This is a genomic window from Bartonella sp. MM97QHHN (assembly GCF_042194285.1).
In the GTDB taxonomy this organism is placed as follows: Bacteria; Pseudomonadota; Alphaproteobacteria; order Rhizobiales; family Rhizobiaceae; genus Bartonella.
Genome location: NZ_JBHIMS010000092.1, coordinates 1 through 26,518 on the forward strand (window position 1 = coordinate 1; position 26,518 = coordinate 26,518).

Below are 26,518 nucleotides of genomic sequence, written 5' to 3' on the forward strand. Positions count from 1 at the left end.
GCCCAAAACAATACCAATAAAATATTGAACAAAAAATCCTATTTCAAGACATTATTGGCAACAAGCAATTATAGGAAAAATAAGAAGCGTATAAAAGTTTCATGCCCGATAGCAGCGGCTTTCAGATTATAATACCCCTCCCCTCACAACGATTGCAACTTTTCTTACATATCGCAAGGATGTCATGTAAAAGGCTAAAGATAGAGTACATATTCTATAATCACCATTGCATAAATATCTTACACACTTTATGCTTTTCCACGAGAGCAAAAGGAAGATGTCAATGTCATCTAAACTGACGCGTAACCAAACATTGGTTTTAAACACTTTAAAAAATGCAAAAGGGCCTTTAAGTGCTTATGCGATTCTCAATCACTTACGCGAAGAAGGTTTTCGTGCACCTCTCCAAGTTTATCGTGCGTTAGAAAAACTCGTACAATTAAAGTGTATTCATCGTCTTGAAAGTGTAAATGCCTTTATGGTCTGTTTACACCCTGAAAACTGTCAACATGAACTTACAACGTTTATAATTTGCGAAAACTGTGGCACAGTCAACGAAATACAAAATCAAACGATTGTATCGAGTTTAAAACAGATGGTTCAAGCTGTTGACTTCCAAGCACATAAAAGCACCTTAGAAGTACGAGGTCTTTGTAAAAAATGCGCAATAAAATAAGACCGCTAACTTGAAAACAAGATCTCTAACTTGCAAGTTTATATATTTAGCATTATGTACCAGGGATCGCCTTATTGTTTGAAAAGCTCTTATCGTCCGTGCATGTATATCACCCGATCTTAGTGATGGGTTTATTATACTCATTGGAACATAAATATTGAAAGTATAAAATCATGTCCGTAGCTGAGACAATTTTTTCAACCAAAAATTTCAATAAAACGCAAAAAAAGAAAGTAATCAAGGCTCTTCTTATTGTCTTTGCACTCTTTGTGCTTTGGTTTAGCTACAAATGGATAACGCAATGGCGTTATATGCTATCCACTGAAGATGCCTATGTACAAGGAGATATAGCCGCTATTGCGACTAAATTAAATGGATATATTGCAAAAATTGCCATTAAAGCCAACCAAGTTGTAAAAAAGGACGATGTTTTATTTTACTTAGACAATGGTGATTATCAAATAGCCTTGGATCAAACAAAAGCGCATCTTGACACACAGAAAAAAACACTTCTACGCATTGATGCACAAATCACAGCCGCTCATAGTGCTTTAGATGATGCAAAAGCGCAAAAAGCAGCCGCTTCAGCCATAGCAACCAATGCACAACTCACCTTAAAACGTGTAACAGAACTGAAAGCCAATCGTTATGCTCCTCAATCTGATGTCGATGATGCCAAATCAGCTTATGAACAAGCCATTGCAAATATTAACAGAGCAGATGCACAAATCGCTGCAGCACGTGCAAATATCCGAGTACTAGAAGCACAACGAAGTGAAACAGAAAGCCAAACAAAGAGTTTAGAACTTTCGCGTGAAAAAGCACAACGTGATCTTGATTCAACCATTATACGCGCGCCATTTGATGGAATCATAGGAAATTTAACAGCAAAAACGGGAGATTTTGTTGTAAATGGCCAACGTCTTGCAGCGTTAGTCCCCATCCATGCACTTTATATTGAAGCAAACTATAAAGAAACACAGTTGCAAAATATTCATGCAGGACAAAAGGCTTATATTTCTGTTGATGCCTTCAAAAAGCAGGTCTTTACAGGAACAGTGCTTTCTATTTCACCTGCAACAGGTGCTGTTTTTTCTCTTCTTCCTCCACAAAACGCTACCGGTAACTTTACAAAGATTGTCCAACGCATTCCCGTACGTATTTCTATTCCAGAAGAAGTCTTAAAGACCGGACATATCCGAGCAGGAATGAGTGTTTCAGTAGAAGTTGATACACGTACAAAACCACAAGATAAAAGTCTCTTATAATAACAAGCAAATGACCTCATTATTATGACATCTTCAATACCAAAGCCCATACAGTCTCAAGAGCGCATAGAAATCCGTAACATTGTGATTTTCATAGTTATGGCCTTTGGCATGTTCATGGCGATTTTGGATATACAAATCGTTGCCTCCTCTTTAGCCGAAGTTCAAGCTGGTCTTTCTGCAAGCTCTGAAGAAATTTCATGGGTTCAAACCTCCTATCTCATCGCTGAAGTCATCATGTTGCCCCTTTCTGGATTCTTAGGAAGATTGCTTTCAACACGTATTTTCTTCACCATATCAGCGATCGGGTTTACGATTACTTCTGTTCTTTGTGCAACAGCAACATCTATTGGAGAGATGATTATCTACCGTGCATTGCAAGGTTTTATTGGTGGAGGAATTATCCCAAGCGTTTTTGTCGCCTCTTATGTTCTTTTCCCTCCTTCCAAACGCCCAATTGTTACCCCTATTGTTGGACTAGTCGCAACATTAGCCCCCACTATTGGTCCAACGGTCGGAGGTTATCTTTGTCATATCTTATCATGGCACTGGCTTTTTCTCATTAATGTGCCTTTTGGGATTATTATTTCAATTCTCGCTTGGAAATTGATTGATTTTGATAAAGCAAATCCATCTCTCATGGCTAAATTTGACTGGTTGGGGCTCATTTCTATGGCTGTTTTTCTAGGAACTTTAGAGTATGTACTAGAAGAAGGCGCACGTCATGATTGGCTGAATGATAGGCTGGTTCGGAATTTATTCATTATCATGATTCTTGCTGCCGCCTTGTTTTTCTGGCGTGCTTTTACAGCAAAAGAACCCATTGTAGATCTCTCTACTTTTTCTAATTTCAATTTTTCAGCTGCATCCATTTTTTCCTTTTCACTGGGGATAGGTCTTTATGGACTCACGTACCTTTATCCTGTCTATTTGAGCCAAATCCGCCATTATGATGCCCTTATGATTGGAGAAACATTGTTTCTTTCAGGATTCGTCATGTTATTAACGGCTCCCCTTGCAGGATTCCTTTCAGCACGAATGGATGCACGTTTAATGATGGCAATAGGACTTTTTGGTTTTGCAATAGGCACTTGGATGGCAAGCACTATCACAGATAAGTGGGATTTTTGGCAGCTTTTTTGGCCGCAAGTTTTCCGTGGTGCTTCTGTAATGTTATGTATGGTTCCTATTAATAATATTGCCTTGGGAACACTCCCACCAGAACGAATGCAAAATGCTTCTGGACTCTTTAATCTCACACGGAATCTAGGTGGTGCTGTAGGGCTTGCCATTATCAGCACTATCATGACAAAACGCACGGATTTCCATTATGAACGAATAGCCGAAACACTTAACCACGCAAACAGACAAGGAACTGAAATGCTTTCAAAGCTTACTTTATTATTCAAAACAGAAACCTTTGATTCCTATACCCTGGCTCTTTCTCAATTGTTTAATATGGTACGCATACAAGCAATGATTATGGCTTTTAGTGATATTTTCTTTATCATAACCATCATCTTTGGTGTTTTGACATTTATGACCATGTTTCTCAAAAAAATACCACCTCTCATGGATTCACCACCAAATCACTAAGCTTAATTAAAATTGAGAAATATTTTTTATCCTTATCACTTTCCTCGCTTCCTATGCACTTTACCTTTTCTCAAGAGACAGTGTAAATAAATATGTGATTCTAAATGATTCTTCTGATAAAAATTCTTTTCAATGCAGGCTCTTTACGCACTTTTAAAATAACTTCTCGCATACAAAAATTGTTTTAGATGATCGGTAAACAAAGATCTTACCTAACGTGCTCCACACTATAAAGATAAAGCAGCTATTTCTATAAGATTTTTGATTTATCACCATAGGGCACAAAAGATTAAAAGATTCTTGGCCCTTTACTCTTTTGAGTCTTACAAGAATATTCATAAAAGATTTATGAATCTTGTGATTTTTATTCACGCACCTATTTCCCTTATAATGTGTAGGACAACGTTTTTTTGATTCTGAATGCAAAATTTTACATGAAAAAATCATTTTGTATTTGATCCTCTCATGCTAATTGCAAAACGATTTACCTTTATAGTAAAAAAGTAATTATATATTTTTTTCAAAAAAGCTGCTTTTGAACATGTAATTTTATTTTTTACACTCTTTTAAAAAAGCTGATACCTATAATTTTGATTCTACTGCTGCATATTTTTCTTTCTTAAGCCCCTTCTCTTTCAACAAGCGCTAAAATTGTATAAAATTTCTCAAAATATCTCTCTATTGAATCAATCAAAACCATTCCCTTGCACATAAAAAGCAAAGAAACAAAAACTGTTTAAGAAAAAAATAAAATATCCAACCGTTTCGATGCAAGATCTACCAACGATATTGAAAACTGGAAAATGTATGATGATACTGGCTTTTAAAGAATACAAAACCACTCAAAAATCCGGTTCCTTTAATATTATAAAATAGGACGCTATTTCAAAAAATGAGCTTAAAATATATTCCTACTCACTTAACTGAAATTATCAAAAATAAGAAACCAGCCATATAATAAAATCGCAATACAACTCCCCAAAAACTTTGTACCGCTAAATACTTTGGCTCTAGCCAAAACAGTATGCTCTCCTCAATGCCAGCTGTTGAAAAACAAAATAAACACGATCTTCAAGCCACTTTATGATGCTGAAAACGATTTGAAACTTCTCGTTCTCCACTAGGAACCAAAGTGCCATAACACCCAGAAAGATAATGTGGTATCAGTTCCAACGCTTGAAAGCGATGCTTTTCGTAAGGACCAGGCATTGCCAAATTTTCTGTTAAACTATTTGAAAAGCCAAAACGTTGATAAAATTCAAAATCCCCTACCAGCAAAATGGCGCCATATCCCAATTTTTTTGCTGTTTCAATTGCATGGCGGACTAAAATTGATCCTATTCCCATACCAGCACATTCAGATGCAACAGCCAAGGGGCCCAAAAGTAAAGCATGTTGTGTTTTATTTTTTCTTTTAGAAAAAGAAACATGCCAAAGACGGACACTTCCCACAAGCTCTCCAAGCGCATTTTTAACCACAAAAGAAAGTCCTTGAGCAGCTAACCGACCACGACGTAAAGCCTCTGATGATTTACGTTTACGTCCATACCCCATCGTTGAATCAAGCAAAATTTCTCGATAAGGCTTATCGGTTTCTTGCTCCAATAAAAGTGTAAAACATGCCCCATCTTTTGTTTGAAAGTTCATCATGTTCATCTCAATGACCGCCCTCTTATAGCGCCATGACGAGCATAGCAAAAAGTCTAAAAAAACTATAGTTAAAAGGAAACCTCAGATCACATATGATCGTAAAGGCTCAAAACCATTAAAAGCAACCGATGCGTAAGTTGTTGTGTAAGCACCCGTTCCATGAATCAATATTTCATCTCCTATCGTTAGGGATAGAGGAAGCGGATAAGGTGTTTTTTCATAGAGAACATCTGCCGAATCGCATGTTGGTCCAGCCAAAATACAAGGCTCCATTACCTTATCATCATGAGGTGTCTCAATAGGATAACGAATGGCTTCATCCATAGTCTCAGCAAGACCATTAAATTTTCCAATATCAAGATAAACCCATCGTACATTATCATTATCAGCTTTTTTAGATATTAGAACAACTTCTGTACGAATAACACCAGCATTGCCAACCATCGCACGTCCTGGCTCAATAATCGTCTCAGGGATACGATTACCAAAATGCTTTTTCAATGAATCAAAAACTGCTGTACCATAAGCTTGTTCTGTAGGGACATCTTTCAAATAACGCGTTGGAAAACCGCCACCCATATTCACCAACCTTAGTGAAATACCTTCTTGTTCCAAGCGCTTAAAAACTGTAGAAGCATCCGATAAAGCACGATCCCACGCACTCAGATCAACCTGCTGAGATCCAACATGAAAAGAAACACCGTAGGCTTGCAAACCCAATTGGTGTGCCCGTCTTAGAACATCAACCGCCATAGCTGGAACACAACCGAATTTGCGTGACAATGGCCACTCTGCACCTTTGCCATCGGTAAGAACACGGCAAAAAACACGTGTTCCTGGAGCAACACGCGCAATTTTTTCCACTTCTTCAACACAATCAACGGCATAAAGTGAAACTCCCAATGCATATGCTCGTGCAATATCACGCTCTTTTTTAATCGTATTCCCAAAAGAAATACGCTCTGACGTTGCTCCTGCTTTTAAAGCCATTTCAATTTCTGCAACAGAAGCCGCATCAAAAGAAGATCCTAAAGAACTCAGCAAACGCAAGATTTCAGGAGCTGGATTTGCCTTTATTGCGTAAAAAATACGAGACTGCGGCAGAGCTTTTTCAAAATTTAAATAGTTGTCACGAACAACATCAAGGTCAACAATTAAGCATGGACCTTCAGAACGATGTGTTGCAAGAAAATCGCGAATACGTTGCGTTGCCATCTGCAATTCTCCTTGAGGGAAAGCTCCCCCACTCTATGCTTGGACAGCCAAAGCTGCCAAAAGCTAAAGGACAAAAAACACACAACAACCATCCCCATTCTGATTACAAAAAATCAGAAATTAGCATTGCATGCAGCGAAAGAACAGCGCGAAGCCGCGTTATTCTATTTTATCTGCCTTTTTGATTGGAGTTGAGAAAACCACTTCCGCACTGAAGGCAATGAGGTGTGCCTCTATAGTTATCCCAGCATTTAAAAGCTGGAAGACACCAGAAAGGCCCGCACCGTCGTTGCTTCAAGATGTCCTCATTCTTGCAATTGGCTGTAAGAATGACTGGAGCGGTTAGTTCCAGGTACCGTACCGGTTAATCTCACCATTTGAGAACCAGCGGACACCCACAGGCACGTGCGACTTTGGGCAAGGCATCCTATAAAACGAATCCTTTCTCATTTCAATCATTTTTTTAATTTTAAACATTTTTTAATTCTTAAAGATAAAATGGTGCAAAAAAACAACACTCTCCCCCAGACAAAGCCATCCATCCGCTTTCATGAGATCACACCCCTTACATTATCCGTGCAACATAAATCACTGTCTTGTGTTTAAAGCCCCTCGTTTCTTTACCCTATTCTATCTCCTAATATCCGCAGCAGAAAATAACGCAAAATAAATTATTCAAAACTTAATTTATAATGACAATTTATTATTGTGCCCTTAAACAAAAATCCCATTATAAAATCCTCTTATTTCAACCCTCTTACAATGAATCAATTAAAATCATTCTTTTGCGCATCACAAATAAAAAACAATTGAAAAAAGGAGTACCTCTTATATATCCTCTCAAATGCAAAGATGACCAACATTGAAGACTGAGGATAGTAACGACTGAAGCACCATCGTCTTTAAAGATAACGTGTCCTTCCCCCAACAAAACGCCATCATCTTTCTCATTTACATCCTAAAAAACATCCCTACTTCCACATTCATTTCACAGCATCGCTTAAGCAAAATATCATGAAGAATTCCCCGTATAATATAGCTTGTATGATATAGATCAACTACATCTCACCCTCTTTATACTTATGAAATTAAAAACAAACGCTCCCATTCTATCTGCCAACTCCCAATATTGCAGAAACTCCTACATTGAAATGTTTCATAACACCTTATCTAAAATGATTTTTGTCCACACGTTGCTCCCATTTGCAACGTACAAGTGAATGAATTTTACGCGATTCGTTCTCATCTAATCTGAAAGCAATAAAGTTCACAATATTGAACTATTTTATTCAAATGAAAATAAATTATCATTATAAATTAATGTATTATATTAAATTCTGAAATCATAAACTCCTATTATCATTTTATTTTTTCCACCTAGCATCTGCTTTTTCATCTCCTCTTATTAATCACATCTTATTCATACGCTTTTCTCTTAAACTATAAATCTCCCTCCTCTGCGCTGTTGGTGAACGGCTTTTCTATTTTAAAATGAAAAGTATCTGAAAACTCAATCCTATAAAGTCAAGGAGAGCGAACAATCTATAATGATTATTTATAAGTCAAATAATTTAACATAAACAAAAAGGCCGAATAATATCCGGTCTTATAAAATATTTTTCTACCAATATTAAAAAACTCTTCTCTCTTAAATTTAATAGAAAAACGCTACAACTTAAAACTCTACACTGCGATATCCTTATGTCCCTTGATGAGAATCAATTGCACGCAACTTCAACAATTGAAATTGCCTATGGCGCTCACGAAAGCGCTCTCTATCGGCTTCACTACGCGTGTTATAACAAGCATCACAGGAAACACCTTCCTCATAATGAGGCGATAATTTGCTTTCAGCATTAAGAGGAGAACGACACGCACGACATAATTCGCGTCCACATTCTTCAAGACCATGTTGAACAGAAACACGCTCATCAAAAACAAAACACTCACCCCACCATAAACTCTTCTCTTTTGGAATTTTTTCTAAATATTTCAGAATACCTCCTTTTAGATGGTAGACTTGCTCATAACCAAGATCACGAACATAAGCTGTTGATTTTTCACACCGAATGCCGCCTGTACAAAACATAGCAATTTTCTTTTTTTTCTTTAACTCAGCCTCATGTTTACGCACCCATTCAGGAAATTCGCGAAATGTTTTAATCTGCGGATCAATCGCTCCTTGAAAACTCCCTATCGCATATTCATAGTCATTCCGTGTATCGATTAAAATTGTCTCTTCATCTTGAATAAGAGCATTCCAATCTTCAGGATCGACATAAGTACCAACAACTTTTAGCGGATCAACCCCTTTAACCCCCATTGTCACAATCTCTTTTTTCAACCGCACTTTCATGCGATGAAAAGGCATTTTTGATGCCCATGAATATTTAATCTCCGGCGTTTGAAACGCTGGCTCAGCCGTAATAAAATCCACCAATGCCTCAATCGCATCACAAGAACCAGCAACTGTTCCATTAATGCCCTCTTGTGCTAAAAGCAGAGTGCCTTTGATATCCTTTGCTTGACATAAATCCTGCAAAGGTTTTTGTAATTGATGATAATGCTTCAAATCTGCAAAGCAATAAAGTGCAGCAACTTTAAAATTCTTTTCCATGTGTTTTGCCATAACGCGCGTTTCATTCAATTTCAAGATTTATTCATGTACTCTTTAACATATTGTGCTTAATCAAACGATACAAATAATATCATCTCCAAGAAGAAAAAATATCATGTGCCAAAAAAGAAAAAAGCTTTTATTATATCTCCAAGGACAAACTGTCATACCTATTTTACTCATTGACAATCTACAAAGTGCTGTACCCTTAACACGCGCTCTTGTCAAAGGTGGATTAAAAACAATTGAGATCACCTTGCGAACACCAAATGCCCTCAAAGCAATTCAGAAAATCACACAAGAAGTCCCTGAAGCAATTGTTGGAGCCGGCACAATTCTCAACACAACACATTACGAAAAAGCCGAACAAGCTGGAGCCAAGTTTATTGTAAGCCCCGGATTATCCAATGAACTAATCAATTGTGCAAAAAATAGTGAAATTCCCCTTCTTCCCGCTGCAATGACCCCAAGTGAACTCATGCAAGCATTAAACAAAGGCTATTCATATCTTAAATTTTTCCCTGCTGAAGCTGCTGGAGGTATTTCCTTCATCGAAGCTTTAGCATCTCCCTTCTCTGATATCTGGTTTTGCCCAACAGGCGGTATTACACAAAAAAGTGCACCACAATGGCTCCAACTGCCCAATGTCTTCTGCGTTGGAGGTTCTTGGATAGCGCCCCAAAAACTTATTGCCATAAGTGATTGGGATTCGATTACTGCATTAGCATATACCGCATCACAACTTCCCTCTCCCTCGAAAAAAGCTCTTTCTACAATATAATGTTAAAGTGCAAGAATATCAGTCCCTTCAACAAGACCAAAGCTTTCACACATTCTTGCGCAATCTTTTAACATTGCCATGGAAACACAAATCATCACCCAATCTTCATCGAGATGAATTTGGGGAAGTGCTATTGTTTCAAAGCCGCTTGTTTCAAAAAAGCACCCACTCTCCATAACAGTCGTAATACGCCCCATATGCTCAGAAAGCTCACGAGTGGTCATAGGATAAAATTTCAACTGTTGTGCATATGCCCCACAATGAGTGGATCTTATTGCAAAAAGGAAACAAGATCTTTTGCACAAATTGACTCATTCTTTTCGCGCGTTATTTAAATAAGAACAACTTCTGAAAATTTTTCATAAATGTCAGGCTCACGAATAAAGCTTGCAAAAGAAAAAAACCCGTACCGGTTTGAAAGAAGATAAAGCATCAACTTTCCCACTCATTACTCCACAAAAGCGCGCTCTACAACATAAGTAGCAGGAGCATTATTGGCCCCTTCAACAAGACCAAAGCTTTCACACATCCTTGCGCAATCTTTTAACATAGCCATGGAACCACAAATCATCACCCGATCCTCATCAGGATGAATCTTAGGAAGTCCTGTTGTTTCAAAAAAGTCCCCACTTTCCATAACAGTCGTAATACGGCCCATATGCTCAGAAGCTTCACGAGTAGTCATAGGATAAAATCTCAACTGTTGTGCATACTCTCCAATGAGTGGATCTTGTTGCAAAGAGGAAACAAGATCTTTTGCATAAATTAACTCATTTTTTTCGCGCGTTGTTTGAATAAGGACAACTTCTGCAAATTTTTCATAAGCTTCAGGATCACGAATAAGGCTTGCAAAAGGAGCAATCCCCGTCCCAGTTGAAAGAAGATAAAGACGTTTTCCAGGAATAAGAGCATCAAGCACCAGCGTTCCTGTAGATTTTTTACGCATGAGAACTGTATCACCAATTTTAATTTTTTGGAGATGCTCGGTTAAAGGTCCCCCTGGAACTTTTATCGAAAAAAACTCAAGCTGTTCATCCCAAAAGGGACTTGCAATCGAATAAGCGCGATAAATCGGCTTTTCTGCATTTGGCAAACCGATCATAACAAACTCACCCGAACGAAAACGAAAACTTTCCGGACGATTCAGACGGAATTTAAATAACCGATCTGTATAATGACAAACCTCTTGGACAGTAAGGGCGAACACATTCTCAGGAATCGGAAAATTTGCAACGCTGCTGATGCTTGACGGAACATTGGTAGCAGACGTATTCATACTCTTCCCCATATCTTTATTGAACGTTAAATTTCGAATCTTTGACGTGATATAGTACTTGCACAACCATCTGCCAACAATTTTCTCAACACAAAAACCTCAAGGTTAACACTTTTATGTCAAAATTAAATAAATGAGTCTAGTGCACTCTATAAGCGATAAAATTGATTTCACTTAAAACCAATCAAAGACTAGAAAGTAAATACTGGATACCCAATCCATCTTGAAAACAAATAATATCCAAATCAACGAGTTTTCTAAATCAACAGTTTTAATGTATCAAAAAGTGTTTACACTGTTTTCTATTCAATAAAAATAATTTTAAGTGCATGAGACAACATCCAAAATTGCACAGATGAGTGATCTTCCCTCTCATGGTAGAAAACTTGTAATGCATTGATTTAACGTGGTTAATTTAATCATTTTACCTTCTCTAAATAAGAAGCCAATGCAATATTTAATCAAAACAATCACACCAGCAATAATAGTCTAACATTGCACTCTTCAAAATGATACAATACAATAAATTATGTTTATTTTTTTATATGCCTAAACGAGGGCAAATAAGTAAAAAAGTCTATGTTTTACAAATCATTAGAAGATACCATGTTGATAACAACACAAATAAAACTAAACTATCTCTTATATCCAGAGTACCATTTTACATAAAAAATGACTTTAATGGCAGCATAGGCTTCTTATGATTTTGACCATAGCAAATAGTGTCTTTCCCCTATATCGTAAAGAACCTCAATGAAACAACCAAAAAAACTCCGTATTTCACGAACACAGATAAGCTTTTAAAATGAACAAATCCGTTAATGATGAAATAAATACATCACTCTATACAGCTGTAGCAACCATCGATGTCAGTGCCATTGTTGCCAATTATATCACTTTAGCCAAACGTGTAGCTCCAACACAATGTTCAGCAGTTGTAAAAGCAAATGCCTATGGATTAGGAGCTCACAAAATTGCTCCTGCCCTTTATCAAGCTGGTTGTCGCACTTTTTTTGTCGCACAAATCAGAGAAGCACTCCAATTAAAAAGCATTTTACCATCAAATGTCACGATTGCCCTTCTGAATGGACTTCCACACTTAGCAGAAGAGTTTGTCGCACAATCTGGTATTGTTCCTGTTCTAAACTCTTGGAATGCCATTGAAAATTGGCAAAAAATTTGTCAAAAAAAAGATAAAAAATTTCCAGCAATTGTTCAAATCGATACCCATATGAACCGATTAGGACTGGATCAAAAAGAGTTACAAAAACTCATCAAACACCCTACAATTTTCGAAAAAGCAGAAATAAAATATATTCTTAGTCATCTTTCTAACGGAGAAGATGATACCCACCCATCAAATTATGCCCAATTGACTTCTTTCAAAACTATCCTTGCGCAATTGCCTGCTTGCAAAGTTTCCTTTGCCAATTCTGGAGGTATCTTTCTAGGATCAGATTTTTATTTTGATCTTGTTCGTCCAGGCATTGCACTTTACGGAGTTGATCCGCGGGGAAAACACCCATCACCTCTGAAACCTGTTTTAAAACTTGAAGCCCAAGTCATTCAAAGCCGCGTTGTTGATATAGGAGCACCTGTTGGTTATGCAGAAAGCTTTATAACCAACAGACCAAGCACTCTTGCAACCATTTCTATAGGCTACGCAGACGGCTGGCTCCGTGCTCTTTCGAATAAAGGAACTGTTTATTTCAACGGGCACAAACTTCCCATGGTTGGGCGGGTTTCTATGGATTCCATTATTGTAGATACGACCGATCTTGAACAAAAACCTCAAACTGGTGACTGGGTAGAGCTCATTGGTCGCCATCAAACACTTGAAAAAGTATCTATAGATGCCGATACCCTCCCCAATGAAATTCTAACATCTCTTGGCTCCCGCTATAAATACATTTACACATAAAAACTCTTTAGCCATAAAGAAATAAATTGATAAAAATCATCATTTTAGAAAATTGAGGGGCTTTTACAAAAGATTTTACAACAATCAACCACATAGAATGGTCATAGATACCGTACATTCACAGAAATCTCAAAACAGACAAGTTAATGGACTGTTTTATGGAAGTAGCTTTCATCTAAAATACAAAAACTTAGCCTTTCCCCATAAATTGACAAAAAAGAATCTACTACAAAGTTTTTAAAATTAATTTCCCAATTAAAATCATTCGCTTGCATACCACAAGCTGGACTATGTGTAGATAAAAATGATTTAAGAAAAGAATGATGCCTCTTATGAACCATAGTGCCAAGAGCTATAACATTAGGCGCTGGCAAAGTGTATGGATAGTGCCGGCTTACTCCGTTATGAAGCGTAAAGATTGGGGGATCAATAGATTTACCCTTACACCATTCACAAGCGCCGTCGCGAAATGGGATTAGGAGCGAAATATCTCTTTAAAACAAACATGTGAATTAACAACCCAAGTATATTCTTTTTGGAGCGTTCTGTTTTACATGAGGGTCGTGCCCCCATTAAAAAACACAATAAATAAAAGTGTGGAGCAATGTGCAATCCCCATTATTAAAAAAACATTGCTTTAAATGCTTTTGAAAGCCGCAAAGCTGAATTAAAAGGAGATGACAAACTGAGGATTGAGTTTTACCTTTACGGCTTTACATTTTCCCAAAATGAGATTGTCTTCCAGTTTCAAAGGTTACGTCAACAGAAATACGCAATCCCCTCGCCCTCATCTGACAGACAAAAGCTGGAACTACTCATAAAGCTCTTTTTTTCTCAATCTCTGACTTAAAACATGTGGCTGCGTTAAGTTTGGATGTTGATTTACAGGCAACAGCTAAAGCACACGAGCTCTTAGAAAAACAGCGCTGTAAAGTTACAAACTGACTTGCAATGAAGTGGAAAGATGTGCCGGCTTTTTATAAGACACCTTGTAAAAAACACCCATAATACATTTGGCTTTGCGTTTGCTCATTCTAACAGGTGTTTTTACATATTTTTGCGTCATATTTACAAAAAGCAGATTAAAGAGAAATATTTAGACAATTCTTGACTCGAAAAGATGCAACAACAGAGTTTCGCGTGTCTTTATCATCAAAAACACTAAAATTGATTTTATTCTTTCTACAACCGGTCGTCGTCACCCTAGTGAGAAGGAGTATATCACAACACATGCAACAGACGTGACCCTATCCCCCGTAGGTTTCGCTCTCGTTTACGTGAACTAGCTGGCGAGACCGATGCCGCCTAGTCACTAAAACCATGCCATACGGTAGAAGGCAAAGGAGAGCATGCCTATTGCCGACAAAACACAGCTTTTTGTCGACTTTTTTGATTTTGCTCATGTTATAAAAAAACAATGCAAAATTCTAGAAAATAGACAAATAATTCCATAGTAACATGATCAACAAGCATAAAACCCACACAAAATGTGTGGGCTTTTTTGTTTATGCAAATAAACAAATTAAATACATATTTGTTATTTAATAGGTATTTCCCAATGGCGGGCACGAACAAATGAGCATTCTGTCTCCCGCAACATTATCAATACGCGATACAGGAGGCCAATATTTATTGGCTGGATCAAGAAAACTGTTGGGAAAAGCAGCTTCTTGTCGCGAATAGGGTCGTGCCCAAGCATCATCTAAAGTATCTGCCACTGTATGAGGGGCATTCACCAATGGATTATTGTCTTTTGGCCAAACCCCGCTACCAACTTTCTTAGCTTCTTCAGCAATAGAGAGTAAAGCATCACAAAAACGATCAATCTCTGCTTTTGGTTCCGATTCCGTTGGCTCAATCATCAAAGTTCCCGGAACAGGAAACGACATCGTGGGCGCATGGAATCCATAATCAATGAGACGTTTTGCAATATCATCAACACTCACCCCATACTGCTCTTTCAACACGCGTGTATCCACAATACATTCGTGCGCAACACGTCCATGCTTGCCCCGATAAAGAATGGAATAAGCAGCTGAAAGACGTGCAGCAATATAATTGGCATTTAAAATGGCTATTTGTGTTGCATATTTTAAGCCATCAGCCCCCATCATTCGAATATACATCCATGTAATCGCAAGAATAGACGCACTTCCATAAGGAGCAGCCGAAACCGCATGTGTTGTCCCATCTTGTTCATGACCTGGTAAGAATGGTTTGAGATGCGCTGCAACTCCAATTGGTCCCATACCAGGACCACCACCACCATGAGGAATAGCAAATGTTTTATGAAGATTCATATGACAAACATCAGCGCCAATATCCGCAGGACGAGCAAGACCAACAAGGGCATTGAGATTAGCACCATCAAAATAAACTTGTCCGCCATTTTCATGAATAATAGAACAAATTTCCTTAATACTTTCTTCATAAACACCATGGGTTGAAGGATAAGTAATCATGAGAGCGGCCAATTTATCTTTATGCAATTGCGCTTTCATCTTGAGATCGTCTACATCAACATCACCATCGCTTAAACATTTTACCACAACGACTTCCATCCCTGCCATATGGGCCGAGGCTGGATTGGTACCATGCGCAGATGCAGGAATAAGACAAACTGTACGTTGATGTTCTCTCCGTGATTGGTAATATCGTCGGATAGCCAAAAGCCCAGCATATTCACTTTGAGCACCAGAATTTGGCTGAAAAGAAACTTGCGCAAATCCTGTAATTTCGCACAACCACGCATTTAACTGGTTTATCATCTCCAAATAACCCGCTGCATCCTCTTGTGAAACAAAGGGGTGTATATTGGCCATGCTAGCCCAACTTACAGGCATTAATTCAGCCGCGGCATTAAGCTTCATTGTACAAGAACCAAGAGGGATCATAGCGCGATCCAGCGCCAAATCCTTATCCGCCAAACGACGCAAAAAGCGCATCATATCTGTCTCTGAATGAACCGCATGAAAAAAAGGCTGAGAAAGAAAAGCAGCATCCCGTTTTTTTCCAAAGAGTCGTGGAGAAACCTGATCGCCTAATTTTGCCCCAAAAAGCTGCGCTAAAGCACCAGCATCTTCTTCTGTCGATAATTCATCAAAATTGATTGCAATAGTGTCATCATCGAGAACACGAATAAGGCGCCCACCTATTTTGGCTTGATGCGCAATCTCTCGCGCTTTTCCCTTAACAGAAATACTCACACAATCAAAAAAGCTTTTCCCTTCAACATGAACTCCTGCTGCTTCTAAACCAGCAACAAAACGACATGTTAAATGATGAATTCGCTGCGCAATTTCTTGTAAGCCTTTTGGCCCATGCCAAACAGCATAAGCGGTTGCCATATTAGCCAACAAAGCCTGCGCTGTACAAATATTTGACGTCGCTTTATCGCGCCGAATATGTTGTTCACGTGTTTGCAAAGCTAAACGAAAACCAACGCGTCCTTTGGTATCCACGGATTGACCAACAATACGCCCTGGAATAAGACGCGTTAACGCATCACTCACGGCAAGGTAACCAGCATGTGGACCACCAAATCCCATCGGAACGCCATAACGCTGCATAGAGCCAACAACGATATCTGCCCCCCATTGAGAAGGTGGCTCCTGAAGGGTAAGCGCTAAAGGATCAGCTACAACGATAACTAAAGCTCCCTTTTCCTTTGCCTCTTTTATGATCTCACTGTAATCATGAAAAGAACCTTTTGTATCTGGCCAAGATAAAACAATTGCCGCTGTATCAGAATCAATTTCGCCATTTTGGCTAATCTGAATCCCTTGTGTTTCAGCACGCGTTTGCGCAACACTCAAAGTCTGAGGGTGTAAAAGACTCTGAAGAGAAATTTTTGTTTTTTTCTCACGGAAAAAGCGAAAAGCAAGGGCATTGGCTTCAGCTAAAGCAGTTGCTTCATCAAGAAGGGAAGCAGCAGAAACAGGCAAACCTGTTAGTTCACTAACCAATGTCTGAAAATAAAATAAAAGCTCTAAACGACCCTGGCTAATTTCTGCTTGATAAGGCGTATAAGCAGTATACCAAGCAGGATTTTCAAACAGATTTCGTAAAATAACCGGAGGCACATAAGTTCCATGATATCCTTGCCCAATAAAACTTTTGTGCACATGGTTACGCTCCATCATCTTGGAGAGTTCTTCCAAGGCTTGTCCTTCACTAGCAGCCTCTGGAAGATTCAATGAACGTCCCAAATGGATAGAGTGTGGAACAGCTTGAGAAATGAGTGTATCAACACAATCAAGCTCTAAAACATCAAGCATTTTTTGTGTTTCATCAGGACGCAGCCCAATATGTCGAGAAGAAAAAGAACGCTCGATCATAGTACTCATCCAATCAAAGCCTTATAAGCATCTTTATCTAACAACCCCTCCAGTTGTGTCTCATCCTGCAATGTCATTTTCCATAACCAGCCTTCTGTTTCGGCTTTCTGATTTACCAATTCAGGATTATCAGCCAAGGCTTCATTTATTTCGACCACTTCACCATCAAGAGGAGCATAAACATCTGAAGCCGCCTTCACTGATTCTACAACAGCCGCCGCCTCTCCTTTGGAAAGTTTTGTTCCACTTTGTGGTAAATCAACAAAAACCAAATCCCCTAATTGCTCTTGCGCATAATGCGTAACCCCAACAATCACCACTTGCCCTTCAACGCTAAGCCATTCATGGTCATGTGTAAAATAAGTTTTAGACATAAAAAATCATCCTTTAAAATAACGTTGTTCAACAAAGGGAAGAGAATGAACTGATAATACAATCTTTTTGCCTCGCAGTTCTGTAAAGACTTGTGTCCCTTCAACTTTAAAATCAACAGGAACGTAACCCATCGCGACAGGACCATCAAAAGAAGGACCAAAACCACCTGATGTTACAATGCCAATCTCATTACCTTGATCATCAAGAAGCAGCGCACCGGCACGAATAGGTTGGCGCGTTTGCGGTTTTAATCCAACACGACAACGAGCCGGTCCTTTTTGCAGTGCTTCAAGAAAAGCCTTTGCACCATAAAATTGTGCTTTTTCTCGAACATTTTTAGGAACAGCCCATGTTAGAGCCGCATCAATAGGTGTCGTATCAGGGGTAATATCATTTCCATGCAAACACAGCCCCGCTTCCAACCGCAAGCTATCGCGTGCTGCAAGTCCAATCCACTCAACACGAGAATCACTCAGCAATTTTTCAGCCAACATATGCGCATGCCCTATAGGCAAAGCAATTTCAAAACCATCCTCTCCCGTATAACCAGAACGCGTTATAAACCAATCCTGTTGTGGTTCGAATCCTTGCATAAAGAACAATTCATTCCCTGGTAAATCGGCATCAGCAAGAACGGCTGCCGCTTCAGGACCTTGAAGCGCAAGCAATACCCTTTCAAGGGCAATCACTTGACATTCAAAATCAACCGCACGCTTTTCCAATTCTAAAAAATCAGCCTGTGCATTCCCAGCATTGGCGACCAACATAAAACGACCCTCTTCCAAACGGGTAATAATAAGATCATCAAGAATACCAGCCTGCTCATTAAGCAAATAATTATACCGTGAATGCCCAATCTTTAAAGCTGCTGCATCAATGGGAAAAGCATAGGACAAAAATTCCACAGCTTGTGCCCCTTCAACCGCAATCAATTTCATATGAGAAATATCAAAAAGTCCTGCATGTGCACGCGTATGAAGATGCTCTTTTAAAACGCCAAGAGGATAAGTTAAAGGCATGTTCCAACCCGCAAAAGAACCAAATTTTGCTCCTGCTTTTTCATGCAAATCATATAAAGGAAGTGTTTTTAAAAAAGATGTTTCTTGTGCTGTGCCCATAATAACTCCAAAGCTGCGCTAACGCCCATAGAATATGGTCGTCTCTGCCCCCTCTGTCATCAACCTGAGAGACTCGCGAAAAGATCTTTCGCTTACACCTTCGGCGCGGGTTTTCCCGACTTTCCAGATCTGCCTTCTTCCTTTTACGGTCCTTAAAGCCTGAGAGATTATGGGCTATTTCCCCTTCGGCGGCAATGCGAAAATTTGCAATCTGCACTCTCCCGCAAAAGAATGAAAGAAACGATAACGCTCTTTCCAGCATATTTAAACCTATAGCCTATCTTTATCACACTGTCATTAGTAAAGTGATGAAAATGTTCTCATTTTAAAACTTGCATAAGCTGCTTCAAAAGATTTATAATATTATCCTTTTGAACCTTACAAAAATTGCAAGGAACACATTTTAGGAAATTTAAGACAAAAATCAAAAGCTATAAACAAAAATACCTCTTGAAAATCATACAAAACGTCACACACTAAAAAGATCGCAAAGCAATATTCTTTCGCGCGCAGTTCAACCTTAAAAATAGGGTTTCATATTCTTTTTGAGAATAAGGACTTCAAATATTTTATAAGTATGATTTTAATGCACAAGAAGTAGGTTTTCTGCTTTCTCAATAGTGTCATAAATAGCGACTATTTACAGACTAAAACTACCGAACAAAGGTGACAAAATACTCATGAAAGCTGGTAATATCTCTTACAATTGCGAAAATGATCTTCCAAAACAAATTGCTCTTTTTCCTTTAGAAGGTGCACTCTTACTACCCGGTGGTTTTTTATCACTCAATATTTTTGAACCAGAATCACTTGAAATGATTGAAAATGTTATGGTAACTGATCGTCTATTGGGCATTATTCAACCACTTTCATCGGATACAGATCGCTTCTCTACACAACTTTATAAAACAGGCTGTATAGGGCGCATTACAAACTACAGTGAAACAGGAAATGGACAACTGTTCATTATCTTACAAGGTGTTTGCCGCTTCACTTTAGAACAAGAATTGAAAAACACAAAATCCTATCGAACAGCTCTCATCCAATCAAACATAAAAGACTTGCAAGAATTTGATATTGAAGAAAGCATTAACCGAGAGAACTTACTCGACGTTGTAGAAAAATATCTAACCATACATGAAATGGAATATAATTGGAGCAGCATCATAGAAGCCCCTACACCTATATTGGTTAATGCTTTTTCAGCTCTTATCCCCTTTACACCAGCAGAAAAACAAGCTCTCCTTGAAGCTCCAGATATCGAAAGCCGTGCCCAAACTCTTCTTGCATTAACAGAACGCTCGCTCATGAAACAAACAGGAACAGATTACCGCTTAAACTAATGAATGTCCAAACATGAAAAAAATGACCACAGATCCCAAAATGCTCGAATTGCTCGTCTGCCCAATGACGAAAGGCACGCTCTCTTTCAACCGAAAAACACAAGAGCTCATTTCTCTCAAAGCCAAACTTGCCTATCCTATTCGTGATGGCGTTCCCATTATGCTTGCCTCAGAAGCGCGCCCTTTGCAAAACAATGAAGAAATAACGCATAAAAAATAAAAAATCCTCATGCAATTTCCTTCTACAAGCCCACTGTTATCAAACCTCTATATCCATATGGTCTCTCAATATTCACGTATTCTGAGAAAAGGCATTTTACAATAGAGAAATACACTGATTTAAAAGATATTTATATCGCTTTACCCCTTGCAATCAAAGCCCCAAATAGCACAGCTTTTCTCGTTTCAGTCTATTCATTCTGAAGCAATAAAAAACATTCGCTTGCACAACACAAATATCTGAATAAAAATAACTGAAAAAAGGATTCAAACAGCCCTTGTTTTTACCCACACGGCCCACCCGCTTATGATGTACAAGCAAGCGATTTTAATTAATCCAACATGAAAAGATTTGTGATGAGAGGTTTTAAGATATTCCGCTTTGTATTTTTAGTTAAAAAGAATGATTTATCATAACAAATCAATTTGTTGATCTATCGCGAAAGTACAATATAAAAGCACTTACACTAAATCAGGAGGGGAACATAAGTACAACTGGACATTTATGTTTTTATGACATTCCTATAAGCTTTATAGGCTAAAAAATACGCTTTATTTGCTTGGAATAAGCAATTTGAATTTCAATTGACGATTGAAAATAATTTCCTTATGAATGAAACTTGTGTTTTGGTTATATACGCAACGATCAATAGGTCCTAGATGCCCGAAAAACTCAAACACGAAAAATGAACCCGCTTTGCAGACATCTCTGAGTTCCGGAGATTCTTGTTATGTCCAAGTACTTTAAGCACTAAAAGCAAGAGGCTGACTCGGTTTCAGCACTTCCAGCCCCCGGAATGCCAATGCGAGGGCGCTTGCGACCGGTGGGAGTAGCGGTGGGAGTAGTAAGTACAGACTGGATATCCACACTTTAAAGATATTTCTATAAACTCTATAGACTAAAAAATGCACTTTATTTGCTTGCAATAAGCAAATTGAATTTCGATTGACGATTGAAAATAATTCCCTTATGAATGAAACTTGCGTTTTTGGTCGTATACGCGACGATCAATAGGGTCTGGAAGCCCGAAAAACTCAAACTAGAAATAAAACCGCTTTTTGCGGATATCCCGGATTTTCCGGGGGCTCTTGTTATGTCCAAGTGCTCTCAGCACTAAAAGCAAGAGGCTGTTTTGAGTCAGCACTTCCAGACCCCGGATACTAATGCGAGGGCGCTCGCAACCGGAGGGGAAACAAAGTGCAAACTAAAAATCTACATTTTTACGATATTTCTTTAGGCAAAAAAATTCGCTTCAGAAGAAACGTCATGGGGTTTTCTCAAAAACAATTAGGAAGTCATTTAGGCGTAACATTCCAACAAATCCAAAAGTATGAAAAAGGCTTAAATCGCGTAAGTGCAAGACGTTTACAGGAAATTGCTCATATATTAGATGTTCCCGTTTCCTTCTTTTATGTTGATGGCGCAAAAAAAGAAGAGAACCTCTATCATTGTGATGACAGAATAGCAAGCAAAGCAGAATATTTACTTTTAAAAAATTTCAGAATACTGACCCGCAAAAAACAAAGAGCAATTTTGCAGTTGATTTCTGATGAAAAAAATAACCCCTTATTTTCATAAGTTCATTGCAAAGATAATCAAAGTCCTTAATAATCTTGACAAGAATTGTGACTGTCTCCCCACACTTCATGAGAATGAAAATGCTTAATCTAATCTGATTTGTAAATAATCCGAATTCTAACGAGTTTAACTTAGAAATAGTGCATTGATTTATAATGATAATCTAACGTTATTGATATTGAATAAGTGTTTCGAATATCGTAAAATTCTTTCATTTCAAATTTGTTCTATATTGAATCAATCAAAATCTCTTGTTTGCACATTACAAGCAAAGTTGGCGTGTGAGTAAAAATGTACAAAAAGGCATACCTCTTATTGAATCGTCTCACAAACCAAGAGCTGTAACGACATTGGGTGCTAAAAAATGTATGAGGTGCTAACTTGCTCTTTTATTAAACATAAATATGTGAGTGTTCAACGACTTTCCACTCATATGAGTCACTTAAACAAAAGGCTCTCCAAACAAGCCTAAGAATATTCCAACGCACTAAAAAAACACTTAAATATATCGAGAAAAATCAAAGATCTTATACTACCATACTCCAAATAATGATATTTTATAGCATAACAGGATTAAAGTAAAAATAAGAAATATAAAGTAAAAAATAGACACGAAAAAAAATATATATAACTTTCATAGGAATTTATCTATATATGGATACTTAAGTTTATCCTGTTGTGCCATAAATTCTATCATTTAAGATATGAGGATATGAAGCACGCATACCTCCTTGAAACATTCAAATGTTTTTTAGATGCCCAATATCTTTTTAAATATTTTTAGGCCTGCTTGTTGAGCCTTTAGTTTAAGTGAAAAATGGGAAGCCGCTAGAATCTAGCTGTTTACAGACTGTAATAGGAAGCTTCGCTTTTAAAGGTATAGGGAGAAAATTAAATAATTCAACAATTAACAGATAAAGTATAAAAAGATTCCACCAACGCGATACGTAATACCATCCTTAAAAAATTCAAAAGTGAGAAGGTAAACAATTGACAGAAGATAAGAAATTCACTTAATTAAAGTGTTTTCTAAAGAGATAATAGCTTAGCGTAAAATATTCAATTTTTTCAATTCTGAAAGATTAAAAGAGACGTATTATTTGAAATAAAACAATTTATTGTGCTAACAATGATGATTGGTGTGCACAAAATTGAGTTGTTGAAAATCAAAAATATAATTTAATGATGTTCCTTGACCAACTCACTCTCTCCTGAGTATAGCACGGGGAATAAACGTGGAGAGACATGAGGAGTATATAGAAAATGAGTTATAAAGTTGCAATTGTCGGCGCAACCGGAAATGTTGGTCGTGAAATGCTTACAATTTTAGAAGAACGTGGTTTTCCTGCGCATGAAATTGTCCCTCTAGCATCACGACGCTCATTAGGACAAGAAGTTTCTTATGGAGACAAAACTTTAAAAGTAAAAGCACTGGATACTTACGATTTTTCTGACACAGATTTTTGTCTTATGTCTGCGGGAGGGAGCATTTCCAAAGAATACGCCCCTAAAATTGCTGCTGCCGGCTGTGTCGTCATCGATAATTCCTCCACGTGGCGCTATGATGCCAATGTTCCGTTGATAGTCCCTGAAGTCAATGGCGAAGCTATAAATGCCTTTTCTAAGCGTAATATTATAGCAAATCCTAATTGTTCAACAATTCAACTGGTCTTAGCTTTAAAACCTCTCCATGATGCTGCAATCATTAAACGTGTTGTTGTCTCTACATATCAGTCTGTTTCTGGAGCTGGTAAAGAAGGAATGGACGAACTTTTCGAACAATCACGCGCAGTTTTTGTTGCAGACCCAATTACATCAAAAAAATTCACTAAACGCATTGCCTTTAATGTCATTCCTCATATTGATGTTTTCATGGAAGATGGTTATACAAAAGAAGAATGGAAAATGACGGTTGAGACGAAGAAAATTCTCGATCCGAAAATTAAATTAACAGCCACTGCTGTTCGGGTCCCTGTCTTTATCGGTCATGCCGAAGCCGTCCATGTTGAATTTGAAAAACCACTAAGCGCATCTGAAGCACAAGCGCTCTTCCGCGATGCACCAGGTTGTCAGCTTATCGATAAACACGAAGATGGTGGTTATACCACACCTTATGAAGGTACCGGAGAAGATGATACCTTTATTAGCCGTGTTCGTGAAGATATCACCGTTGAAAATGGTTTAGCTTTCTGGGTTGTCGCCGATAATTTAAGAAAAGGAGCAGCATTGAATGCCGTTCAAATTGCTGAATTGCTCATTTCTCGTAATTTGATAAAGCCTAAGTCCGCAAATTAACGCCCTGTCCGAAGGACAAAGAGCCCCTAGCCGGTCCTGTCAAAAGTCCGGCTTCTCTTCAGTATAACCTTCCCCAGCTGAAGGTTCATATCACCATCCTAAAGAACTGTAATCCAAGGTATTGTCAAATTTGACTCTGAATATCCTTGAATGCCTCGCCACCTTAAGTTAAGCATTGCCGCCTTAATGACATTTTACGGTACAATAGGATCAGCAGCATAAGCATTGTTTGCTTCATGCTGCTGATCCTTTTTGTCATTCCGGTTATGAAATTAACTTTACCCTTATCGAGCAGGATAGGTCACGACACGGTAACGCGTTTCATTACGTTCAAAATTTTTGTAATTGACATTATCAGGAAAGGAAGGATTATAAGCACTCACGTGCTTTACAGAAACGCCTTGTGCTTTTTGCGACGGATTTAAAATTGTTCGTTCATCCCTTTTTTTAACACCTGTAGAATCGATAATCATATCTGTTCTGTATAGTTTTTGCATATTTTTCCGTGTTTTTTGAATCGCCGGAAGAGCTTTAAAGTCGGAAACAGCCTGTTTTACTTTTTCTTTTGGCGATTTTACCATGGATTTTGATTTTGCTGGCATCTTTTTAAAAGCAATGGTAGGAACATCGTTAACATTGACGTAACGTGCAGATGCCCAACCAACTTTTCCATGATAACCAAGAGAACACCAAGTTTTATTGGATAGGCAGCCATAAATTTGCACTTTTGCTCCCATTGGAACCATTGTGATAACTTTATAAGCTGTCGCAGGGCCTGTGCGTAAAGATACCTGACCTGATGCAACACGAGCAACTGTTCCTGTAATGGTTCCAGCTTCCGCGTGAAAAGCAGTCACAGCCACCCCTGACGCTCCTAAAGCCCATAAAGTCATCATTGTTGATAAAAATTTCTTTCTTAACATTATTTTTCTTCCTCTCTTAAAACGTATGAAGGGCAAAAATTCGCCTTTGCAAAAATTTGCCGCGTTTAAATCCAATGATCAGCAACCTTTATTCCCCCCAAAAACCCCACAACATTGCAACAAAATCTCTCTTTATCGCCTACACGAACACGGCCTTTTGATCTTGATTGCGCAGTATGTTCTTCATGAATTTACGGCTAAAGCATCATCTGATTGTCTGGTTCTTCAACCAATTGTCCCTTACAAAAGTTTTTAAAGGGGCATTGGTTCCCTCAACAAATGATTGCAATAAAAGAATTAATTATTTGAATTTCAGAGAATTTCTATGAACAAATGATGATCAGCCCCCAAAACAACTAAAATAGAAGGAAAAATAATACTCTTTTAAAAATAAAAGTGATTGAATATTCTCTAAAGCTTGTATAACTTTAAATCTGCCTAAAAAGATACAGAGTATATTGAAACTTCCCTCAAAAAATTTCTCGAAAAAGAAAGTTAAAAGCATATGACATTAAAAAATTTTTCTCGTAGTCGGATTATAGGATTATTCCTCTCTCTCTTTGCACTTTTTTTGTCTACTGCTTTTTCCATGGCCGCAGACAAAACAAAAATCAAACTTGGTATTATGGAAGGGCGGGATGCGATTATTTGGAAAACTGCTGCTGAACAGGCTAAACAAGCCGGTTTAGATATTGAACTCGTTTATTTTTCTGATTACGCTTTGCCTAATGATGCTGTTAACGCAGGAGAGATCGATGCGAATGCTTTTCAGCACGCCCCTTATCTTAATGAACAAATGAAACAACGTGGCTATAAACTTTCAATTGTCGGCTATACATTTATTGCTCCAATCGGTGTTTATTCACACAAAATAAAAGACTTAAAAGATCTTCGTGATGGTGCACATGTTGGTATTCCGAACGACCCATCTAATGGTGGAAGAGCCTTACTTCTTCTCAATTCTTTAGGTCTCATTAAGTTAAAAGATCCTCATAATATTCTTGCATCTCCACTTGATATTATCGAAAATCCTAAAAACCTGCAAATTCGTGAGCTCGATGCTGGTATGTTAGGACGAGCTATTGACGATTTTGACCTTGCAATTATAAACACAAACTGGGCTATTGTTTCCGGATTAAACTTCGAAAAAGATGTAGTCGCATGGGAGAGCGCAAAAAATAATCCTTATGATAATATCATCGTTGTACGCACGAGCGAAAAAGATGAGCCATGGGTTAAAAAATTAGTTGCCGCTTACAACAACGATCTTATCCGTGCAAAAATCAAAGAGATTTTTGGCAATACCGCCCAAACATCTTGGTAATTGTG

The 26,518-nt window shown here is 38.1% G+C and carries 18 protein-coding genes, 1 pseudogene and 1 riboswitch; of the genes and pseudogenes, 10 read left to right on the forward strand and 9 right to left on the reverse strand.

The window, feature by feature from the left end; translation table 11 throughout:
* Nucleotides 1-283: 283 nt before the first annotated feature.
* From ACFIJW_RS07515 to ACFIJW_RS07525, 3 genes are all read left to right on the forward strand, one after another.
* Entirely contained in the window at nt 284-676 is a 393-nt protein-coding gene (locus ACFIJW_RS07515) for a Fur family transcriptional regulator (RefSeq protein WP_375612302.1), read from the forward strand.
* 173 nt (nt 677-849) lie between these two features.
* A complete protein-coding gene (locus ACFIJW_RS07520; protein ID WP_375633811.1) occupies nt 850-1,944 on the forward strand; it encodes an HlyD family secretion protein in 1,095 nt (364 codons plus the stop codon).
* Nucleotides 1,945-1,968: 24 nt separating this feature from the next.
* Complete coding sequence (locus ACFIJW_RS07525) at nt 1,969-3,540, forward strand: DHA2 family efflux MFS transporter permease subunit (protein ID WP_375633812.1); 1,572 nt, start codon at nt 1,969-1,971, stop codon at nt 3,538-3,540.
* 1,071 nt (nt 3,541-4,611) lie between these two features.
* On the opposite strand, the gene ACFIJW_RS07530 is transcribed toward ACFIJW_RS07525, so the two are convergent.
* From ACFIJW_RS07530 to ACFIJW_RS07540, 3 genes are all read right to left on the reverse strand, one after another.
* The gene (locus tag ACFIJW_RS07530) at nt 4,612-5,196 is read right to left on the reverse strand and encodes a GNAT family N-acetyltransferase (RefSeq protein WP_375612299.1); all 585 of its coding nucleotides are present in this window, start codon (nt 5,194-5,196) and stop codon (nt 4,612-4,614) included.
* 75 nt (nt 5,197-5,271) lie between these two features.
* Nucleotides 5,272-6,405 carry a type III PLP-dependent enzyme gene (locus ACFIJW_RS07535; RefSeq protein ID WP_375633813.1) on the reverse strand — a complete coding sequence of 378 codons (1,134 nt, stop codon included), beginning with the start codon at nt 6,403-6,405 and terminating at the stop codon, nt 5,272-5,274.
* A gap of 1,699 nt (nt 6,406-8,104) precedes the next feature.
* Complete coding sequence (locus tag ACFIJW_RS07540; protein ID WP_375633814.1) at nt 8,105-9,022, reverse strand: rhodanese-related sulfurtransferase; 918 nt, start codon at nt 9,020-9,022, stop codon at nt 8,105-8,107.
* A 115-nt stretch (nt 9,023-9,137) separates the two neighbouring features.
* On the opposite strand from ACFIJW_RS07540, the gene eda reads away from it, so the two are divergent.
* A complete protein-coding gene (gene eda / locus ACFIJW_RS07545; RefSeq protein ID WP_375633815.1) occupies nt 9,138-9,803 on the forward strand; it encodes a bifunctional 4-hydroxy-2-oxoglutarate aldolase/2-dehydro-3-deoxy-phosphogluconate aldolase in 666 nt (221 codons plus the stop codon).
* Nucleotides 9,804-9,805: 2 nt separating this feature from the next.
* On the opposite strand, the pseudogene ACFIJW_RS07550 reads toward eda, so the two are convergent.
* Both ACFIJW_RS07550 and ACFIJW_RS07555 read right to left on the reverse strand, forming a co-directional pair.
* Nucleotides 9,806-10,233, reverse strand: a pseudogene (locus ACFIJW_RS07550) (ferredoxin--NADP reductase); the annotation flags it as partial.
* Between the two features lie 18 nt (nt 10,234-10,251).
* Nucleotides 10,252-11,079: a ferredoxin--NADP reductase gene (locus ACFIJW_RS07555; RefSeq protein ID WP_375633816.1), complete on the reverse strand. Its 828-nt coding sequence runs from the start codon at nt 11,077-11,079 to the stop codon at nt 10,252-10,254.
* Nucleotides 11,080-11,884: 805 nt separating this feature from the next.
* On the opposite strand from ACFIJW_RS07555, the gene alr reads away from it, so the two are divergent.
* Nucleotides 11,885-13,000, forward strand: coding sequence for an alanine racemase (gene alr, locus ACFIJW_RS07560; RefSeq protein WP_375633817.1), 1,116 nt, complete (start codon nt 11,885-11,887; stop codon nt 12,998-13,000).
* 1,541 nt (nt 13,001-14,541) lie between these two features.
* On the opposite strand, the gene gcvP is transcribed toward alr, so the two are convergent.
* Genes gcvP through gcvT form a run of 3 tightly spaced genes read right to left on the reverse strand, consistent with a single transcriptional unit; the run spans nt 14,542 to nt 18,830 of the window.
* Nucleotides 14,542-17,337 (reverse strand): aminomethyl-transferring glycine dehydrogenase, encoded by a 2,796-nt coding sequence (gene gcvP, locus ACFIJW_RS07565; protein WP_375633826.1) that lies wholly within the window; start codon nt 17,335-17,337, stop codon nt 14,542-14,544.
* A gap of 5 nt (nt 17,338-17,342) precedes the next feature.
* Nucleotides 17,343-17,711, reverse strand: a complete 369-nt coding sequence (gcvH, locus tag ACFIJW_RS07570; RefSeq protein ID WP_375633818.1) for a glycine cleavage system protein GcvH — start codon at nt 17,709-17,711, stop codon at nt 17,343-17,345.
* Between the two features lie 6 nt (nt 17,712-17,717).
* Complete coding sequence (gene gcvT / locus ACFIJW_RS07575) at nt 17,718-18,830, reverse strand: glycine cleavage system aminomethyltransferase GcvT (protein ID WP_375633819.1); 1,113 nt, start codon at nt 18,828-18,830, stop codon at nt 17,718-17,720.
* Nucleotides 18,831-18,966: 136 nt separating this feature from the next.
* Nucleotides 18,967-19,064, reverse strand: a riboswitch (glycine riboswitch).
* A 446-nt stretch (nt 19,065-19,510) separates the two neighbouring features.
* Between gcvT and ACFIJW_RS07580 the strand changes: the two genes are divergently transcribed.
* The 4 genes from ACFIJW_RS07580 (at nt 19,511) to ACFIJW_RS07595 (ending at nt 24,266) form a co-directional block, all read left to right on the forward strand.
* Nucleotides 19,511-20,173 (forward strand): LON peptidase substrate-binding domain-containing protein, encoded by a 663-nt coding sequence (locus ACFIJW_RS07580; protein ID WP_375610818.1) that lies wholly within the window; start codon nt 19,511-19,513, stop codon nt 20,171-20,173.
* Between the two features lie 13 nt (nt 20,174-20,186).
* Nucleotides 20,187-20,393, forward strand: a complete 207-nt coding sequence (locus ACFIJW_RS07585) for a Trm112 family protein (RefSeq protein WP_273791466.1) — start codon at nt 20,187-20,189, stop codon at nt 20,391-20,393.
* 1,197 nt (nt 20,394-21,590) lie between these two features.
* Complete coding sequence (locus ACFIJW_RS07590) at nt 21,591-21,971, forward strand: helix-turn-helix domain-containing protein (RefSeq protein WP_375633820.1); 381 nt, start codon at nt 21,591-21,593, stop codon at nt 21,969-21,971.
* A 1,263-nt stretch (nt 21,972-23,234) separates the two neighbouring features.
* A complete protein-coding gene (locus ACFIJW_RS07595) occupies nt 23,235-24,266 on the forward strand; it encodes an aspartate-semialdehyde dehydrogenase (RefSeq protein WP_375618537.1) in 1,032 nt (343 codons plus the stop codon).
* 284 nt (nt 24,267-24,550) lie between these two features.
* On the opposite strand, the gene ACFIJW_RS07600 is transcribed toward ACFIJW_RS07595, so the two are convergent.
* Complete coding sequence (locus ACFIJW_RS07600) at nt 24,551-25,189, reverse strand: SH3 domain-containing protein (protein WP_375633821.1); 639 nt, start codon at nt 25,187-25,189, stop codon at nt 24,551-24,553.
* A 505-nt stretch (nt 25,190-25,694) separates the two neighbouring features.
* Here ACFIJW_RS07600 and ACFIJW_RS07605 point away from each other — a divergent pair.
* Nucleotides 25,695-26,513 (forward strand): MetQ/NlpA family ABC transporter substrate-binding protein, encoded by an 819-nt coding sequence (locus tag ACFIJW_RS07605; RefSeq protein ID WP_375618539.1) that lies wholly within the window; start codon nt 25,695-25,697, stop codon nt 26,511-26,513.
* Nucleotides 26,514-26,518: the final 5 nt, after the last annotated feature.

Bases quoted from the DNA above. Each gene is read 5' to 3' on its own strand.
- ACFIJW_RS07515 (WP_375612302.1), top strand. From the start codon at position 284: ATGTCATCTAAACTGACGCGTAACCAAACATTGGTTTTAAACACTTTA.
- ACFIJW_RS07520 (WP_375633811.1), top strand. From the start codon at position 850: ATGTCCGTAGCTGAGACAATTTTTTCAACCAAAAATTTCAATAAAACG.
- ACFIJW_RS07525 (WP_375633812.1), top strand. From the start codon at position 1,969: ATGACATCTTCAATACCAAAGCCCATACAGTCTCAAGAGCGCATAGAA.
- ACFIJW_RS07530 (WP_375612299.1), bottom strand. From the start codon at position 5,196: ATGAACATGATGAACTTTCAAACAAAAGATGGGGCATGTTTTACACTT.
- ACFIJW_RS07535 (WP_375633813.1), bottom strand. From the start codon at position 6,405: ATGGCAACGCAACGTATTCGCGATTTTCTTGCAACACATCGTTCTGAA.
- ACFIJW_RS07540 (WP_375633814.1), bottom strand. From the start codon at position 9,022: ATGGAAAAGAATTTTAAAGTTGCTGCACTTTATTGCTTTGCAGATTTG.
- eda (WP_375633815.1), top strand. From the start codon at position 9,138: ATGTGCCAAAAAAGAAAAAAGCTTTTATTATATCTCCAAGGACAAACT.
- ACFIJW_RS07555 (WP_375633816.1), bottom strand. From the start codon at position 11,079: ATGAATACGTCTGCTACCAATGTTCCGTCAAGCATCAGCAGCGTTGCA.
- alr (WP_375633817.1), top strand. From the start codon at position 11,885: ATGAACAAATCCGTTAATGATGAAATAAATACATCACTCTATACAGCT.
- gcvP (WP_375633826.1), bottom strand. From the start codon at position 17,337: ATGATCGAGCGTTCTTTTTCTTCTCGACATATTGGGCTGCGTCCTGAT.
- gcvH (WP_375633818.1), bottom strand. From the start codon at position 17,711: ATGTCTAAAACTTATTTTACACATGACCATGAATGGCTTAGCGTTGAA.
- gcvT (WP_375633819.1), bottom strand. From the start codon at position 18,830: ATGGGCACAGCACAAGAAACATCTTTTTTAAAAACACTTCCTTTATAT.
- ACFIJW_RS07580 (WP_375610818.1), top strand. From the start codon at position 19,511: ATGAAAGCTGGTAATATCTCTTACAATTGCGAAAATGATCTTCCAAAA.
- ACFIJW_RS07585 (WP_273791466.1), top strand. From the start codon at position 20,187: ATGAAAAAAATGACCACAGATCCCAAAATGCTCGAATTGCTCGTCTGC.
- ACFIJW_RS07595 (WP_375618537.1), top strand. From the start codon at position 23,235: ATGAGTTATAAAGTTGCAATTGTCGGCGCAACCGGAAATGTTGGTCGT.
- ACFIJW_RS07600 (WP_375633821.1), bottom strand. From the start codon at position 25,189: ATGTTAAGAAAGAAATTTTTATCAACAATGATGACTTTATGGGCTTTA.
- ACFIJW_RS07605 (WP_375618539.1), top strand. From the start codon at position 25,695: ATGACATTAAAAAATTTTTCTCGTAGTCGGATTATAGGATTATTCCTC.